The sequence below is a fragment of the Actinomadura verrucosospora genome, assembly GCF_039540335.1.
Lineage (GTDB): Bacteria > Actinomycetota > Actinomycetes > Streptosporangiales > Streptosporangiaceae > Spirillospora > Spirillospora verrucosospora.
In genome coordinates this window covers 144,734-161,291 of record NZ_BAABEV010000013.1, presented here as the reverse complement: position 1 = coordinate 161,291, position 16,558 = coordinate 144,734, and the positions used below count along the sequence as shown (strand labels likewise).

Sequence of the window (16,558 nt, the reverse complement as noted above, 5' to 3'; positions counted from 1 at the left end):
GCACGACGGGACGGTCCGTGGTCAAGATCACTGACGTGGCGCGGCACGCGGGGGTGTCGCCGAGCACGGTCTCCTACGTGCTGAGCGGGAAGCGCTCGATCTCCGAGGAGACCCGGCGGCGCGTCCGGGAGAGCATCCGCGAGCTCGGCTACCGGCCGCACGCGGGCGCCCGCGCGCTCGCCAGCAGCCGCTCCAACGTGCTGGCGCTGATGATCCCGCTGCGCTCCGGCATCGCCGTGCCCGTGGTCATGCAGTTCGCCGTCTCCGTCGTCACCGCCGCGCGCCGCCACGACCACGACGTCCTGCTGCTCACCCAGGAGGAGGGCGAGGACGGCCTGCGGCGCGTCGCCGACAGCGCCCTGGTCGACGCGCTGATCGTCATGGACGTGCAGATGAGGGACCCGCGGCTGCCGCTGCTGCGCTCCCTGGACCGGCCGAGCGTGCTCATCGGCTTCCCCGCCGACGCGGGCGACCTCACCTGCATCGACCTCGACTTCCACGCGGCCGGGGCGGTCTGCGTCGAGCACCTCGCCGGGCTCGGCCACCGGGAGATCGCGCTGATCGGCTCGCCGCCGGAGGTGTACGCGCGGCAGACCGGCTACGCCCAGCGGGTCGCCGACGGGTTCGCCGCCGCGGTCGGCGAGCACGGGCTGACCGGGGAGGTCCACCCGTGCGAGGCGACCGCGGACGCGGCCCGCGCGCTCGTCGCCCGGCTGCTCGCCGAGCGCCCCGGTCTCACCGGCGTCCTCGTCCACAACGAGCCGGTCGTCGGCCCCGTGGTGCGGGCGCTGCGCGCGGCCGGCCGGCGCGTCCCCGAGGACGTGTCCGTCGTCGCGCTGTGCCCGGACGAGATGGCCGAGCACGCCGAGCCGCCCCTGACGTCGGTGGCGATCCCCGCCGAGGAGGTCGGCGGGCGCGCCGTGGAACTGCTGATGTCCAAGCTCGACGGCGTGCCCGTGCCCGCCGCGACCCTGCTCCCGCCCACCCTGACCCCGCGGGCCAGCAGCGCGCCCGCGCCCCGCTGAGAGGCCGAATCCCGCCACCCTGCCGAAGGAGGAGAGGGGCCGTCGCCCGGCCCGTTATCGAAGCGCTTCGACACACCGCTCGGGGGATCTTCCAGAAGGAGAACCGTTGCCCAGATTCCGTCGCGATCCCCGTTCCCCCGGCCGGCGCAACCGGTCGCTGACCCTCGTCCTCGCCGCCGCGCTGGCGGCCCCCCTCGCGTGGACGGCGCCCGCCGCCGCCCGCGAGTCCTACCCGTTCCGCGACCCGGGACTGCCCGTCCAGGCCCGCGTGGACGACCTGGTCGGGCGGCTGACGCTCGACGAGAAGATCTCGCTGCTGCACCAGTACCAGCCCGCGATCCCGCGGCTCGGCATCGGCCGGTTCAAGACCGGCACCGAGGCGCTGCACGGGGTCGCGTGGTCCACCGACGTCCACGACGGCGGCGCCGTCGTGACCGCCAAGGGGACCGTGTTCCCGCAGTCGGTCGGGCTCGGCGCGACCTGGGACCCGGCCCTGATGAAGCGGATCGGCTCGGCCGTCGGTGACGAGGCCCGCGGGTACAACAGCGAGAACCCCGACGTCTGGGGCCTGCAGCTGTGGGCGCCGGTCGTGAACCTCCTCCGCGACCCCCGCTGGGGGCGCAACGAGGAGGGCTACTCCGAGGACCCGCTGCTCACCGGCCTGCTCGCCACCGCCTACGGCCGCGGCATGCAGGGCGACGACCCCGAGCGCCTCAAGGCGGCGCCGGTCCTCAAGCACTACATGGCCAACAACAACGAGGTCCGGCGCGACCAGACGTCCTCCAGCCTGCCGCCGCGGGTGCGCCGGGAGTACGACGAGGTCCCGTTCCAGATGCCGCTCGCCCGCGACGCCGCGACCGGGATCATGACGTCCTACAACCTCGTCAACGGCCGTCCCGCCACGGTCACCCCCGACGCCGGCGGGCTCGTCCGCTCCTGGTCGGACCGGACGCTGTTCAACGTCACCGACGCGGGCGCCCCCAACAACCTCGTCGGCTCCCAGAAGTACCACCCCGACCTGGCCACCGGCGACGCGGCGATCCTCAAGGCGGGCGTGGACAGCCTCACCACCGACGACACGAACTCGGCCATCACCGTGAACGCGGTCAAGCAGGCGCTGTCACGCGGGCTGCTCGCCGAGTCCGACATCGACCGCGCGGCGGGGCACATCCTGAGCGTCCGGGTGCGGCTCGGCGAGTTCGACCCGGGCGGCGGCCCCTACGCCAAGATCACCAAGGACGCGGTGGACAGCCCCGCGCACCGGGCGCTGGCCCGCACCGCCGCCGCGGAGCAGATGGTGCTGCTGAAGAACCAGCGCGGCACGCTGCCGCTCTCGCGGCAGAAGGTCGCGGTCGTGGGGCCCCTGTCGAACACCCTCTACACCGACTGGTACTCCGGCTCGCTGCCCTACGAGGTCACGCCGCTGGACGGCATCAGGAAGCGCGCCGGCGCGGTGGCCTCCAGCGAGGGCGTCGACCGCATCGCCCTCAAGGACGTGAAGACCGGCAAGTACATCGCCGGGGGAACCGGCTCCGGCGCGGTCCTGAGGACCGGGCCCGCCTCGTCCTCCGACGCCACGACGCAGTTCGACGTGTTCGACTGGGGCCAGGGCATCGTGACCTTGCGCAGCGCCGCCAACGGCAAGACGGTCGGCCGCCACAACTGGGGCGACACCTTCGCCAATGACCAGGACCAGCCGAACGGCTGGTTCGTCCAGCAGATGTTCGCGCTGGAGAAGCAAGACGGCGGCGACTACCTGCTCCGCTACGCCGGCTACGAGAAGGCCTACGACTGGGCCGACCCGGCGAAGACCTATGTGAAGGCGCAGGACGACGGAACGCTCGCCCTCACCACGAAGGCCGAGGCGTCCCGCTTCTCCAAGGACGTCGTCAGCAGCGGCGTGGACTCGGCGGTCAAGGCCGTGAGGGGCGCCGGAGCCGCCGTCGTCGTGGTCGGCAGCATGCCGTTCATCAACGGCCGCGAGGACCACGACCGCACCACGATGGCGCTCGCCGAAGGGCAGTCCGAGCTCGTCAAGGCCGTCCGCAGGGCGAACCCGAACACGGTCGTCGTGGTGGAGAACAGCTATCCGACGACGCTCGACTGGGAGCAGGAGAACGTCCCGGCGATCCTGTGGACGAGCCACGCCGGAGCCGAGACGGGCAACGCCCTGGCGTCCCTCCTGTTCGGCGACGAGAGCCCCTCGGGCAAGCTCCCGCAGACCTGGTACCGCTCCGGCGCGGATCTGCCCGACATCCTCGACTACGACATCATCAAGTCCGACCGGACGTACCAGTACTTCAAGGGCAAGCCGCTCTACCCGTTCGGCCACGGCCTGTCCTACACCACGTTCCGGTACGGCGAGCCGCGGCTCAGCGCCCGCTCCATCGGACGCGACGGCACGGTGACCGTCACCGTCCCGGTCACCAACACCGGTGAGAAGGCCGGGGACGAGGTCGTCCAGCTCTACACGCACCAGCGGACGTCGCGGGTGAAGCAGCCGGTGAAGAGGCTGCGCGCCTTCGCCAAGGTCCACGTGGCCCCGGGGCGGACGGTGACGGCGAGACTCCGGCTGAACGCGTCCGACCTCGCCGTCTGGGACGTGACCCGCGGCAGGTGGGCGGTCGAGAAGTCGGAGCACGACCTGCTCATCGGCTCCTCGTCCACCGACATCCGGCGGCGGGCGGTCCTCGACGTGCGCGGCGAGACGATCCCCGCCCGCGACCTCGCCGAGCCGACCCGGGCCGCCGACTTCGACGACCAGAACGGCATCAGCCTGGTCGACGAGACGAAGGCGTCCGGGGACGCGGTGGCCGGCGCGTCCGGCTCGTGGCTGAAGTTCGCGGACGCCGCCCTCGGTTCGTCCGCGGGACGCGTCACCGCCCGCGTGGCGGGAACCTCCGCGACCACCGTCGAGGTCCGCCTCGACCGTCCGGACGGCCCCCGCGCCGGAACCCTCACCGTCCCGTCCACCGCCGACGCCTACACCTACAAGGAGATCACCGCACCCCTGGCCGGAGCCCGCGGAAACCGCGACGTCTACCTGGTCTTCAAGGGCGAGACCCGCCTGAGCACCTTCTCCCTGACCCCCTGACCCACTCCTGGCGCGAGGGGCGCGACCTCACAGGTTCGCGCCCCTCAGCGCCCGGAGGGCGTCGGAGGTGGGGGACCCGGGGGCGGCGGTGTAGAAGACGGTCCACTGGTCGCGGCTCGGGTCGTGCAGAGCCTCGCACTGGAGGTCGAGCAGGCCCGCCACCGGGTGCCGGATGAGCTTGCGCGTCGAGCGCCGGAGCCGGACGTCGCCCTCGGCCCACAGCGCCCCGAACTCGGGACTGGCGGCCAGCAGCCGTTCGACGAGCGAGCGCACCCCGGGGTCGCGCGGGTACCGGCCGGCCACCGCGCGCAGATCGGCCACGGCCTCGCGGGCGAACCGGCGGGCGTCGCCGGGATCGAGGCGGTCACGGGCCTGCGGGCGGGCGAAGAAGCGCCAGACGACGTTGCGCTCGTCTTCCGGAACAGCGGAGAAGTCGCCGAACAGGGCGGCGGCCATGGGGTTCCAGGCGAGGACGTCGTACTTGGCGTCGCAGACGAGCGCGGGGGTGTCGACGAGCCGTTCCAGCAGGTGCAGCAGGCCCGGCCGCACCTCGCGCACCGGTGTCGCGGGCGGCGCGGGCACCTCCCCGGCCAGGTAGTGGAGATGGGACCGCTCGTCGTCGGTCAGCCGCAGCGCCCGCCCGAGCGCGGCGAGCATCTGCCGCGACGGCCGCGGCCCCCGGCCCTGTTCGAGGCGGACGTAGTAGTCCACCGACATCCCGGCGAGATTCGCGACCTCCTGGCGGCGAAGGCCGGGCGTGCGGCGGCGTCCCCGCTCCAGCCCGACCTCGGACGGCTGCATCCGCGCCCGTCGCCGCCGCAGGAAGGCGGCCAGTTCCGCCCGGTCCCCGTGCTGCATGGCTCCAGTGTGACCGCCCGGCCGCGCGGCCACCATGGGACCGCCGGTACCAGCCTCGGCGGTGCTCTCCCGCCCGCGGCGGCGGGAGGCCAGGGTTGCGTCCCATGACGACCAAACTGATCGTTCTCATCACGGGCGCCAACAAGGGCATCGGCTTCGCGACCGCCGGCGCGATGGCGCGGGCCGGGCACACGGTGCTGCTGGGCGCGAGGGACGAGGGCCGCGGGACGGCCGCCGCCGCGCGCCTGGCCGGGCAGGGGCTCGACGTCCGGTACGTCCGGCTGGACGTGACCGATCCGGCGACGATCGCGGCGGCCGCGGAACTGGTCGACGCCGAGTACGGCCGCCTCGACGTCCTGGTGAACAACGCTGTCACCACCCGGGACGGGTCCCGCCCGCCGGCCGAGATGCCCGTCGACGACCTGCGCGAGGTCTACGAGACCAACGTGTTCGGCGTCGTCGCCGTCACCAACGCCATGCTGCCGCTGCTGCGCAGGTCGCCGTCCGGCTACGTCGGGAACGTCTCCAGCGGGCTCGGGACCTTCGCCTTCCTGAGCGATCCGGACGAAGGGTTCGCCCGGTACGCGACGCTCCTGGGCTACAACTCGTCCAAGGCGGCGCTCAACGCCGTCACGCTCATCTACGCCCACGCCCTCCGGGACTCCGGGATCCGGGTCAACGCGCTCTCGCCCGGCTTCTGTGCCACCGACCTCAACGGCCACACGGGCGTGCTGAGCGCGGAGGAGGGCGGAGCCCACATAGCCAGGCAGCTCGCGGAGGAGACGACGGGCGTCTTCCTCAACGAGAACGGCGGCACCTATCCCTGGTGAGGTGGCGAAGTGCGGGACGGGAGGTTCCCGGGGCGGCGGAGGTGGTGGGTCAGGTCGCCGGCCAGGTCGAGGGTGATGCGGCGTGCGGTGAAGTGCCAGCGGCCGCCGGTGCGGGCGAAGGCGTCGTCGTAGGTGCCGCAGGCGATGGGCTGGAGAGGGAGGCCCGGGACGGCCTGGAGGACGGTGTAGTACGCCTTGGACGTCGCCGTGCCCGCCTCCTCGTCCACCTCGACGGCCAGGTTCGTGGTGACGTGCTTGGTGCCGAGGGTGCCGTCGGCGTGGACGATCACGGTCCGCTCGAACATCGCCGCGATCGCCTCGCCGCCGCTTAGGGTGCCGCCGCTGCCGGTGAACGAGGCGTCGGCGAACAGGTCGCGGATGCCCGCGAAGTCCGCGCCGTCGACGCACGCGGCGTAGCGGAAGACGAGGTTGGCGATGGCCTGGTGGCTGGGCTGGTCGGCGGGCATGGCCCGATCCTGGCCCACGGCCCGCGCGGCGCGGCGGGCGGAGTCCCGGTGGACGGGACGGCGCGAATAGCACACCCGGCGGGCAATTCACCAGTTATCGGCATTGCACATTCGGGCAGACGTGATTTAAGAATGAACGGGTGGCCGGTTGGGGACGTAGATCGGCCTTGTTCGAGGGAGTTTGTGGCACCTAATGTCTGGATGCGGCGGGACATCCACCACAATTCGATGCCCCGCCGGCCATTGCCGCAGATCGCGGTGGGCGATCCAGGGAGGAAGACATGTATATGTCGCGTGCCCGTTTCCGGTGGGCGGCCGTTCTGGCCGGAATGGCGATGACCGCCCCGGCCGTGCCGGCCCGGGCGGACGGCCCGGTCGGCGTCTACCTGCTCACGGTGATGCCGCAGAGCGGTCCCGTCGCCACGCGAACCCTGTGGTGCGACCCGGACGGAGGGACGCACGCCGCCGCGTCCCAGGCCTGTGACCAGCTCGAAGCCGTCGACGGCGAGGTCGGGCGCGTTCCGGCGCGGCCGACCGCCTGCACGCTGGAGCACGCGCCCGTCACGGTGATCGCGAACGGCGTCTGGCACGGATCCGGCCGGCATTTCGCGCGGACGTATGCGAACCGGTGCCTCGCCGTGCGCGCCACCGGTGGAATCCTTTTCAGCGAGTAACTCACGATCTGCGGGCCGCCGGAATGGGGAGCGGGGTGCTGTCCGGCGGCCCGCGCAAAAGGAGATGCCCATGCTCGCTCACACCGGGCCGGACGTGCTGGTCGCCTACGAACGTTCAGGAGGATTCGCTGGAATTCACCAGAAAGTGACGGTGAACATGGCGGGAACGGCGCTCGTCAATGACGAGAAGGTCGCGCTCGGCGCGGAGGAGATGCGCGGTCTGAAGGACGCGCTGAGCCGCGTCGTCACCACTGAGTCCTCGTCCGAGGGGTGCCAGGTGGCCGACCACTTCACCTACACGCTCAACTACCGCGGGCACCGGGCGACCCGGTGCTGGCTCCCCTCCGACTGGCGCGGCGCCGTCGACCGGCTGGAGGCGCTGACCGGGCGGTGAGCCCCGGAACCGCCGCCCTCAGGCGGAGGCGCGCGTGTGCAGCTCGCGCATCGTCGCTTCGAGGGCGGCGACCGGGCCGTCCACCGGGACGCCCGGCGCCACCTCCTGGACCGGCAGGGCGCTGACCGGCCCGGGCGCGGCGCCGAGCTCGGTGCGCAGGGCCACGAGCTGGCGGGACGACATGATGTAGACGATGCGGCCGAGGCCGACCCAGGCGTGCGCGGCCGAGCACATCGGGCAGTGCTCGCCGGAGGTGAACACGGTGGCGGTCGCGCGCTCGTCCGGCGCCATGTTGTTCGCCGCCCACCGCGCGACCTCGAACTCGGGGTGGCGGGTCTGGTCGCCGTCCGCGGTGCGGTTGCGGTCCTCGAACAGGACCTCGCCGGACGCCGACACGAGCACGGTCCCGAAGGGCTCGTCCGACGCCTCCAGCGCCTCCCGCGCGAGTTCCACGCAGCGGTCGAGGTGGACGCGCTCGGCGGCGGTCGGTTCGTAGGCCATGTCTGTGCTCCTTGCCCGGGACGACTCGAACGATCATAAGCGCGGAGCCGAGGTTCTCACGCGGAATCGCGTAGCACCAGGTGGGGGCGCAGAATGACGACCGGGTCGGCGACGGTTTCGCCGCGGATCCGGGAGACCAGCAGCCGGGCCATCTCCCGGCCCATCTCCTCCGGCGACTGGTGGACGGTGCTGAGCGGCGGGTCGGCCAGCGGGGCGGCGGCCGAGTCGTCGAAGCCGATCACCGCGACGTCGCCGGGGACGCTGCGCCCGCTGCGGTGCAGGACCCGCAGCGCGCCGAGCGCCATCGGGTCGTCGGCGGCGAACACCGCGTCCAGGGACGGCTCGGCGGCCAGCAGCCGCTCCGCCGCGGTGATGCCGCTGGCCTCGCCGAAGTCGCCGTACTCGACGTACTCGGGCAGCCCCGCCTCGGCGAGCGCCTCCCGGTAGCCGGCCAGCCGGTCGATGCCGACCCCCATGTCCTGGGGGCCGGCGATGGTCGCGATGCGCCGCCGGCCGCCCGCGATGAGGTGGCCGACGGCCTCGCGGGCGCCGCTGCGGTTGTCGACGTCGACGTAGCTGACCGGGTGCAGGCCGGGCGGGCGGCCGCCGAGGACGGTCGGCACCCCGTTGGCCTCCAGCTTCGCGGGCAGCGGGTCCTCGGCGTGCAGGGAGGTGAGGAGCACCCCGTCCACGTGCTGGGTGGTGAGGTAGTCCTCCAGCCGGCCGTACTCGGCGGGGGAGCGGGCGAGGGCGAGCAGGAGTTGCAGGCCGGTGTCGGCGAGGCCGTTGCTGATCCCGCGGATGATCCCGGCGAAGTACGGCTCGCCGAACAGCCGCTGGTCGGACTCGGCGACGACCAGGGCCACGGTGTCGGTGCGGCGGGTGACGAGGGTGCGGGCCGCGCGGTTCGGCACGTACCCGAGCTCCTCGATCGCCTTCAGCACCGCCTCGCGGGCCTGCGGGCTGACCCGCGGCGAGCCGTTGACCACCCGGGACACCGTGCCGCGGCCCACGCCGGCCCGCGCCGCGACCTCCTCCAGGGTCGGGCGCGTGCTCCTGCCCGTCATCTGGCCCCCTTCGTCCGTGCCGTCGCCCGGGTCAGCCCCGCTCGGGCAGCCCGCCCCGCCGGATCACTCCGGCGTACCACCGTGCGCTCTCCTTGGGCACCCGGCGCTGCGTGGCGTAATCGACGTGGACCAGCCCGAAACGCTTGGAGTAGCCCCAAGCCCATTCGAAATTATCCAGCAGCGACCATGTGAAATAGCCCCGCAGCGGCACCCCTTCGGAGATGGCGTCGTGGCACGCCCGCAGGTGCGCGTCGAGGTAGGCGATGCGGCCCGCGTCTTGGACCGTGCCATCCTCGGTGGGGACCTCGTCGTAGCCGGCGCCGTTCTCGGTGATGTAGAGCGGGACGGACGGGTACTCGCGGTGCAGCCGGGTCAGCACCTCGTGCAGGCCGCGCTCGTCGATCTCCCAGCCCATCCCGGTGACCGGGCGCCCGGCCGGCACGAACCGGACGTGGCCGCTGCCGGGCCAGGGGGAGTTCGTCGCGAACGGCGACGACGCGGTCTGCGCCGCCTCGCCGGGCGTCCCCGCGACGGTGTGCCGCGAGTAGTAGTTGATGCCCAGCTGGTCGAGCGGCTGGTTGATGACCGCCAGGTCCGCGTCGGGCGGGGTGAACCCGTAGCGGGCCGTGTCGGCGAGGACGTCCTCGGGGTAGCGGCCGAGCAGCAGCGGGTCGAGGAACAGCCGGTTCTGCAGCCCGTCGATCCGGCGCGCCGCGTCGACGTCGGCCGGGTCGCCGGTCGCCGGCGACACCGCGTAGAGGTTGACGGCGGCGCCGAAGCGGTTGCCGGGGCGGCGGGCCCGCATCGCCTCGACGGCCAGGCCGTGGCCGAGCATCAGGTGGTGCGCGGCCAGCAGCGACGCCGACGGGTCGACGCGTCCGGGCGCGTGGTCGCCGGAGGCGTAGCCGAGGAACGCCGCGCACCACGGCTCGTTCACCGTCATCCACTGCGCGACGCGGTCGCCGAGCGCCGCGTGCACGTGGTCGGCGTACTCGGCGAACCGGTGCGCGGTGTCACGGTCGGGCCAGCCGCCCTTGTCCTCCAGCGGCTGCGGGAGGTCCCAGTGGTAGAGCGTCGGCCACGGCTCGATGCCGGCCTCCAGCAGGGCGTCCACGAGTCGCCGGTAGAAGTCGAGGCCCTCGGTGTTGAAGGGCCCGGCCCCGGACGGCTGCACCCGCGGCCAGGAGATCGAGAACCGGTACGCGGTGAGCCCGAGGTCGGACATGAGGGCCACGTCCTCGGGGAACCGGTGGTAGTGGTCCACCGCGACGTCGCCGTTCTCGCCGCGCAGGACCTTGCCTGGCGTGCGGCAGAAGGTGTCCCAGATGGACGGTCCGCGCCCGCCCTCGCCCGCGGCGCCCTCGATCTGGTAGGCGGCGGTGGCCGCCCCCCAGCGGAAGCCGGTGGGGAAAGGTGCGGCGGGAGCCGCGCTGGTGTCGTCCTTGAGGGAGGTCACGCCTTCACTGCACCTTCCATGATCCCGCCGATGATCTGGCGGCCGAAAACGATGAACACCACGAGCAGCGGCAGGATCGCCACGCTGGTCCCGGCGAACATGAGCGTGTAGTCCTTGAAGTAGGCGTTCGCGAGGTTGTTGATGGACAGCTGGACCGTCGGGTTGTCCGGGCTCAGCACCGCCAGCGGCCACATGAACTCGTTCCAGGTCTGCATGAACGTGAACAGCCCGAGGACGCCCGCGGCGGGGCGCAGCGCGGGGAGCACGACCCGCCAGTAGATGCCGAACGTGGTGCACCCGTCGACGCGGGCCGCCTCGATCAGCTCGTCCGGGACGGCCTGGTCGGCGTACTGCCGCATCATGAACACCCCGAACCCGGTGACCAGGAACGGGACGATGACCGCCTGCAGGTGGTTCTGCCAGCCCAGCTTCACCATGATCATGTAGAGCGGGATGATGCCCATCTGCACCGGGATCATCATCGTGGCGATGATGGTGAGCAGCAGCCCGTTCTTGCCGCGGAAGCGCAGCTTGGCGAACGCGAACCCGGCCAGCGAGGCGAAGAACACCGTGGAGACCGTCACCGCCGCGGAGGCGATCGCGGAGTTCAGCAGGCCCTTGGCGAAGTAGGCCTCCGGGTTGTCGAACAGCCGGCCGACGTTGTCGCCGCCGTGGCCGCCCGGCAGCAGCGGGGGCGGGACGTCGGCGACCACGCTGTTCGTGCGGGTCGCCACGATGATCATCCAGTAGATCGGGAAGATCGACAGGGCCAGCGCCACGACCAGCGTGAGATAGGTGAGCGGACTGGCGTTCCACAGGCCGCGGTAGCGGCCGGGATGCGCGGCGGCGCGCCGGCCGCCGGGGTTCCGGCCACCGGGGCCGGCGAGGAGCGTGGTCACTTGGTGCCTCCCGTGCGGCGCACGGCCAGGAAGTTGATCAGGGAGAACACGATGATCATCACGAACAGCGCCCAGGCGACCGTCGCGCCGTAGCCGTAGCGGTCATGGCCGAACGCGTTGTCGTACATGTACATCGTGATCGTCTGGAACTGGTGCATCGGGCCGCCGTCCATCTTGTTCGGCGTGCCGACGCTGAACAGCACGGGCTCGGTGAACAGCTGGAGCCCGCCGATCGTCGAGATGATCACCGTGAAGATGATGGTGGGGCGCAGCATCGGCACCGTGATCTGCCAGAACTGCCGGAGCCGGGACGCGCCGTCGATCGCCGCGGCCTCGTAGAGGTCCTTCGGGATCGCCTGCATGGCGGCCAGGTAGATGAGCGCGTTGTAGCCGGTCCAGCGCCAGTCCACCATCATCGCGATGGCCGCCCAGGACCAGCCGCGGCTGCTCGACCAGTGGATCGGGTCGATGCCGACCAGCCCGATCGCCCAGTTGACCATGCCCCAGTCCTTGTCGAACATCTGGGTGAACACGATCGCGACGGCGGCGGTCGAGGTGACCAGCGGGGCGACCATCCCGATCCGGAACAGCGTCGGCAGCCGCATCCGCCGGTTCAGGGTGTTGGCGATCAGCAGGGCGATCAGCAGCTGCGGGACGGTCGAGAGGGCGAAGATCCCGAGGGTGTTGACCGTGGCGTGCCAGAAGTCGGCGTCGCTCAGCAGGTAGTCGTAGTTGTCGAGCCCGACGAACTTGCGGGTCCCCGACGCCAGCTCCCAGTCGTGCAGGGAGACCCAGAGCGTGTAGACGAGCGGGAACGCGCCGAAGATCAGGAAGACGAGGTAGAACGGCGAGATGAAGGCATAGGGGGCGCCCTTCACGTCGAGCCGGGCCAGCCGTGCGCGCCAGGTGCGGCCCGGTTCCGGCCGCGCCGCCGCGGGCGAGGCCGCCGGCGGGCCGTTCCGGCTGGGGCGCAGATCGGTGGTCACGTCGTGCGCCTCCTTTCCGAGGACGGGACGAAGCGGGGGAGGGGAACGGCGGCGGCGCCGGCGGGGAGGTACGGCCCGGCGCCGCCGCCGTGGTCGGGGGACCGCCGGCTACCTGGCGGCCTTCTTCGCCTCGTCGACGGACTTGGTCCAGGCCTGGTCGGGCTTCTGCCGGCCCTGGCCCACGGAGATCAGGACGTTCTCCACCGCGGCGCGCACGTCCTCGTTCTTCGGCCCGAGGTGCACCGGCTTCACCGCGGCCACCAGCTGCCCGAAGATCTGCCCGATCGGGGCGTCGTTGAAGTACGCGCTCTTGGCGCCCGCGACCGCCGGGTCCTGCGCGGCCTGCGGCGAGGACGGGAAGACGTTCGCGGCCTTGAACGCGCCGACCTGGCCCTCGGGGGAGGTCAGGAACTCGGCGAGCTCGGCGGCGGCCTTGGCGTGCTTGGTCTGCTTGGGCACCGCGAGCCACGAGCCGCCCCAGTAGCCGGAGCCGCCGGGCGTGGTGGCCACGTCCCACTTGCCCTTACCCGACTTGCCGGAGAACTCCTCGATGCCGCCGAGCATCCAGGACGGGCACGGCAGGGTCGCGAAGGTGTCGCGCTTGAGAGCGGTCTGCCACGGCGGCGTGAAGATCGACATGTCGGCGGTGAGCTTGCTCTGCTCGAACTTCAGTGACGTGTCGAACGCCTGCCGGACCGCCGGGTTGCTGTCGAAGACGAGGTTCTCGCTCTTGTCGAAGAAGCTGTAGCCCGGGCCGGTGCCGGCGTTCTGCAGGACGGTGGCGCGGAACACGGCGGTGGGGCCGTCCAGCCACTTGCTGCCGGGCACCTTCTCCTGGAACTTCTGCCCCGTGGACAGGAACGCGTCCCACGTCGGCCAGAGCTTGCCGACCTCGGCGCGGTCGGTGGGCAGGCCCGCCTTCTTGAACAGGTCCGTGCGGTAGCACATGGCGAGGGGGCCGACGTCGGTGCCGAGGCCGATGAGCTGCTTGCCGTCGGGGGTGACGCCCGCCTGCCACTTCCACGGCAGGAAGTTCTTCTCCAGGTCCTTGCCGCCGTAGTCGAACAGGTTGAGGAACTTGGCCTTCTGCTGCATGTAGAGCGGCAGGATGCCCTCCTCCAGCATCACGACGTCGCCCGCGCCGCTGCCGGTCGCCATCCACTGCTGGATGCGCGGCTTGTACTCGTCCAGGGTGGAGACCTTGCGCTGCTTGATCTTCACGTTGGGGTGGGACTGCTCGTACTGCTTGTAGAGCGCGTCGTAGCCCGGCTCGCCGAAGACGTCGACGGTCAGCTCGACCGGCCCGCTGTCGGAGCCTCCCTTGTCGTCGTCGCCGTCGCCGCCGCACGCGACGGCGAGGCCGCCGACGAGTACCGCCGCCATCGCCGTACTCAGTCCGCGCCGCATGATGGCCCTCATGGCGGACCCCTCTCAGGTTGTGGTGGTGCATCGGTGTGGGAGCGCTCCCACGGATAAAAGACCGTGACCCGGCTCACTGTCAATGTGCCGAAACATAACCGTTACAAGAACCTGGCTCCCGCGGCAGCCGGGTCAGGCCTGGTCCGACACCCCGTCAGGTCCGGGTCAGCCCTCCTTGACGGGGGTCAGCCGGGCCGCCGCCGGGGCAGGGGCCGTGGACCGCCGGACGACGAGTTCGGGCCGGTAGAGCAGCTCGGTGCGGGGCGCTCGGGTGCCCCGGATCTCGTCCAGGACGGTGCTCACCGCGGCCATCGACATCTCCCGCACCGACTGCCGGACCGTGGTCAGCGGGGGGTCGAGGTAGGCGGTGAGCGGCGAGTCGTCCATGCCCGTCACCGACACGTCCTCGGGGACCTGGAGGCCGCGCGACCGGGCGGCCCGGATCGCGCCGAGCGCCATGATGTCGTTGCCGCCGCAGATCGCCGTGCAGCCCGCGTCGAGCAGCTTCGCGGCCGCCGCCTGCCCGCCCTCGACCGTGTACATGGTGTTGACGACCAGCTCGTCCACCTCGTCCGGGGCGAGCCCGGTGTGCGCGGCCATCCCGCGCCGGAACCCCTCGGTCTTGCGCCGCGTCGGCACGTACACGTCCTGGCCGATCGCGAGGCCGATCCGGCGGTGGCCCATTGCGGCCAGGTGCGCGACGACCGCCTCCATCGACGCCACGTCGTCGTTGGAGACGTACGGCGCGTCGATGTCGGGGCGGTAACCGTTGACCAGGACGATCGGCAGGGCCTGTTCGAGCAGCCGCGCGTAGCGGGCGCGGTCGGAGTTGGCGTTGGCGTGCAGGCCGTTGACGAAGATGATCCCGGCGACGCCGCGCTCCAGCAGCATCTCGATGTAGTCGTCCTCGGCGACGCCGCCCGGCGTCTGCGAGCACAGCACCGCCATGTACCCGTGCCGGGCCAGCGCGCTCTCGATGACCTCGGCGAACGCCGGGAAGATCGGGTTGGTCAGCTCGGGGATGATCAGCCCGATCAGCCCGGCCCGCTGCTGGCGCAGCCGGGCCGGGCGCTCGTATCCGAGCACGTCCAGGGCGGTCAGCACCGCCTGGCGCGTGGTCGGGGACACGCCCGGCTTGCCGTTGAGCACGCGGCTCACCGTCGCCTCGCTCACCCCGGCGTGTGCCGCGATGTCCGCCAGGCGCGTCGTCATAGGTTTCAAGTCATCCCTCCTCGACGTCCCACCACAGTGCGGTGTCCGGGGGCAGGTCGACGTCTCCGCCGTCCGCGAGGCCGTCGGTGCGGACCGGCCCGCTCGCCAGGAGCGGGGTCCCCCGCACATGGACGCGCGCGGTCGCGCCGCCCATGTTGACCGCGCACGCGAGCCGCCCGTTCCCGCCCCCGGCCGCACGCACGAAGACCAGTGTGCCGGGTGAGCTGGCATTCCAGTACAAATCCCCGTCACCGAGTGCCGGATGCCCGCGGCGGATCCGCAGCGCCTCGCGGTAGAGCGCGAGCATCGAGCCGGGGTCGCCGTCCTGCGCGGCGACGGTCAGGTCGCGCCACGCGGTGGGGATCGGGAGCCAGGACGCGCCGCCCGCGCCGAAGCCGAACGGGGGCTCCTCGCCCTCCCACGGCATCGGGACGCGGCAGCCGTCGCGGCCGGCGCCCTCGGCGCGCAGCCGCTGCGGGTCCCGCTGGAACTCCTCCGGCAGGTCCAGGACCTCCGGCAGGCCGAGCTCCTCGCCCTGGTAGACGTAGGCCGAGCCGGGCAGCGCGAGCGTCAGCAGCGCGGCCGCGCGGGCGCGCCGCAGGCCGGTCTCGCCGTCGCCGTACCGCGTGACGTGGCGTTTCACGTCGTGGTTGGACAGCACCCAGGTCGCCGGCGCACCGACGGCCCCGGCCGTGCGCAGCGACTCCTCGATCACCGCCCGCATCCCGCCGGCCTCCCAGGGCGCGGTCAGGTAGTGGAAGTTGAACGCCTGGTGCAGCTCGTCGGGACGGGTGTAGTCGGCGAGCCGCTGCGGCGTGGGCGCCCACGCCTCGGCGACGGCGATCCGCTCCCCGCCGTAGGAGTCGAGCAGGCGGCGCCACGCGCGGTGGATGTCGTGGACGGAGTCCTGGTCGAAGTAGGGCAGGACGGCCGTGCCGAGCATCTCCGTCTGGTTCGGGTGGCCCACGTCGGGCAGGCCCGGCGCCTTGGCCATGCCGTGCGCGACGTCCACGCGGAAGCCGTCCACGCCGAGGTCGAGCCAGAACCTCAGGACGTCGGCGAACTCGGCGTGGACCTCTGGGTTCTCCCAGTTGAGGTCGGGCTGCTCGGACGCGAACAGGTGCAGGTACCACTGGCCGTCCGGCACCCGCGTCCAGGCGGGGCCGCCGAACACCGACTCCCAGTCGTTGGGGGGTTCGGCGCCGTCCGATCCCCTCCCGTCCCGGAAGACGTAGCGGTCGCGCTCGGCGGACCCGGGGGCAGCGGCGAGCGCGGCCCGGAACCAGGCGTGCCGGTCGGAGGTGTGGTTCGGCACGACGTCCACGATGATCCGCAGCCCGTGCGCGTGCGCGTCCGCGATGAGGCCGCGCGCGTCGGCGAGGGTGCCGAACAGCGGGTCGACGTCGCGGTAGTCCGCCACGTCGTAGCCGAAGTCGGCCATCGGCGAGACGTAGAACGGGGTCAGCCACAGCGCGTCCACGCCGAGGCCGGCCAGGTAGGGCAGCCGGGACCGGATGCCCGGCAGGTCGCCGACACCGTCGCCGTCGGAGTCGGCGAAGCTGCGCACGTACACCTGGTAGATGACGGCGTCGCGCCACCAGCCTCCGCCTTCGGCGCGGTCGCCGGCGGTGTGGACGAGCAGGGTGTCCTGGGTCATGAACATCCTTCTTGTCGGG

The 16,558-nt window shown here is 72.2% G+C and carries 15 protein-coding genes; 5 read left to right on the top strand and 10 right to left on the bottom strand.

The annotated features are described in order from the left end of the window. The first annotated feature begins 17 nt into the window (after positions 1–17). Together ABD944_RS17225 and ABD944_RS17220 are read left to right on the top strand one after the other, a co-directional pair. A complete protein-coding gene (locus tag ABD944_RS17225; RefSeq protein ID WP_345177581.1) occupies positions 18–1,025 on the top strand; it encodes a LacI family DNA-binding transcriptional regulator in 1,008 nt (335 codons plus the stop codon). Positions 1,026–1,131: 106 nt separating this feature from the next. Further along, positions 1,132–4,119 (top strand): glycoside hydrolase family 3 C-terminal domain-containing protein, encoded by a 2,988-nt coding sequence (locus ABD944_RS17220; protein ID WP_345177580.1) that lies wholly within the window; start codon positions 1,132–1,134, stop codon positions 4,117–4,119. Between the two features lie 27 nt (positions 4,120–4,146). Here the strand turns inward: ABD944_RS17220 and ABD944_RS17215 are convergent, their stop codons facing one another. Then, positions 4,147–4,977: a helix-turn-helix transcriptional regulator gene (locus ABD944_RS17215; RefSeq protein ID WP_345177578.1), complete on the bottom strand. Its 831-nt coding sequence runs from the start codon at positions 4,975–4,977 to the stop codon at positions 4,147–4,149. 104 nt (positions 4,978–5,081) lie between these two features. Here ABD944_RS17215 and ABD944_RS17210 point away from each other — a divergent pair, with 104 nt between their 5' ends. Continuing rightward, on the top strand, positions 5,082–5,807 hold the full coding sequence (locus ABD944_RS17210) for an SDR family oxidoreductase (protein ID WP_345177577.1): 726 nt from the start codon (positions 5,082–5,084) through the stop codon (positions 5,805–5,807). Here ABD944_RS17210 and ABD944_RS17205 read toward each other — a convergent pair. Continuing rightward, a complete protein-coding gene (locus ABD944_RS17205) occupies positions 5,795–6,274 on the bottom strand; it encodes a nuclear transport factor 2 family protein (RefSeq protein ID WP_345177574.1) in 480 nt (159 codons plus the stop codon). The genes ABD944_RS17210 and ABD944_RS17205 overlap by 13 nt on opposite strands. Before the next feature lie 281 nt (positions 6,275–6,555). Here ABD944_RS17205 and ABD944_RS17200 point away from each other — a divergent pair, with 281 nt between their 5' ends. Then, complete coding sequence (locus tag ABD944_RS17200) at positions 6,556–6,948, top strand: SSI family serine proteinase inhibitor (protein WP_345177573.1); 393 nt, start codon at positions 6,556–6,558, stop codon at positions 6,946–6,948. Positions 6,949–7,018: 70 nt separating this feature from the next. Beyond that, positions 7,019–7,342 (top strand): hypothetical protein, encoded by a 324-nt coding sequence (locus ABD944_RS17195; protein WP_345177571.1) that lies wholly within the window; start codon positions 7,019–7,021, stop codon positions 7,340–7,342. Between the two features lie 18 nt (positions 7,343–7,360). Here the strand turns inward: ABD944_RS17195 and ABD944_RS17190 are convergent, their stop codons facing one another. From ABD944_RS17190 to ABD944_RS17155, 8 genes are all read right to left on the bottom strand, one after another. Beyond that, complete coding sequence (locus tag ABD944_RS17190) at positions 7,361–7,843, bottom strand: nucleoside deaminase (protein ID WP_345177568.1); 483 nt, start codon at positions 7,841–7,843, stop codon at positions 7,361–7,363. A 56-nt stretch (positions 7,844–7,899) separates the two neighbouring features. Further along, positions 7,900–8,910 carry a LacI family DNA-binding transcriptional regulator gene (locus ABD944_RS17185; RefSeq protein WP_345177565.1) on the bottom strand — a complete coding sequence of 337 codons (1,011 nt, stop codon included), beginning with the start codon at positions 8,908–8,910 and terminating at the stop codon, positions 7,900–7,902. A 31-nt stretch (positions 8,911–8,941) separates the two neighbouring features. Then, positions 8,942–10,366 carry a GH1 family beta-glucosidase gene (locus tag ABD944_RS17180; RefSeq protein WP_345177562.1) on the bottom strand — a complete coding sequence of 475 codons (1,425 nt, stop codon included), beginning with the start codon at positions 10,364–10,366 and terminating at the stop codon, positions 8,942–8,944. Continuing rightward, entirely contained in the window at positions 10,363–11,265 is a 903-nt protein-coding gene (locus ABD944_RS17175) for a carbohydrate ABC transporter permease (protein ID WP_345177558.1), read from the bottom strand. The genes ABD944_RS17180 and ABD944_RS17175 overlap by 4 nt, the downstream gene beginning before the upstream one ends. Further along, a complete protein-coding gene (locus tag ABD944_RS17170) occupies positions 11,262–12,251 on the bottom strand; it encodes a carbohydrate ABC transporter permease (protein WP_378188956.1) in 990 nt (329 codons plus the stop codon). The genes ABD944_RS17175 and ABD944_RS17170 overlap by 4 nt, the downstream gene beginning before the upstream one ends. Before the next feature lie 108 nt (positions 12,252–12,359). After that, positions 12,360–13,658 (bottom strand): ABC transporter substrate-binding protein, encoded by a 1,299-nt coding sequence (locus tag ABD944_RS17165; RefSeq protein ID WP_345177556.1) that lies wholly within the window; start codon positions 13,656–13,658, stop codon positions 12,360–12,362. Positions 13,659–13,835: 177 nt separating this feature from the next. Next, positions 13,836–14,882 carry a LacI family DNA-binding transcriptional regulator gene (locus ABD944_RS17160; RefSeq protein WP_345177553.1) on the bottom strand — a complete coding sequence of 349 codons (1,047 nt, stop codon included), beginning with the start codon at positions 14,880–14,882 and terminating at the stop codon, positions 13,836–13,838. A 10-nt stretch (positions 14,883–14,892) separates the two neighbouring features. Continuing rightward, positions 14,893–16,539: a glycoside hydrolase family 13 protein gene (locus tag ABD944_RS17155; protein ID WP_345177550.1), complete on the bottom strand. Its 1,647-nt coding sequence runs from the start codon at positions 16,537–16,539 to the stop codon at positions 14,893–14,895. Between the last annotated feature and the right edge of the window lie 19 nt (positions 16,540–16,558).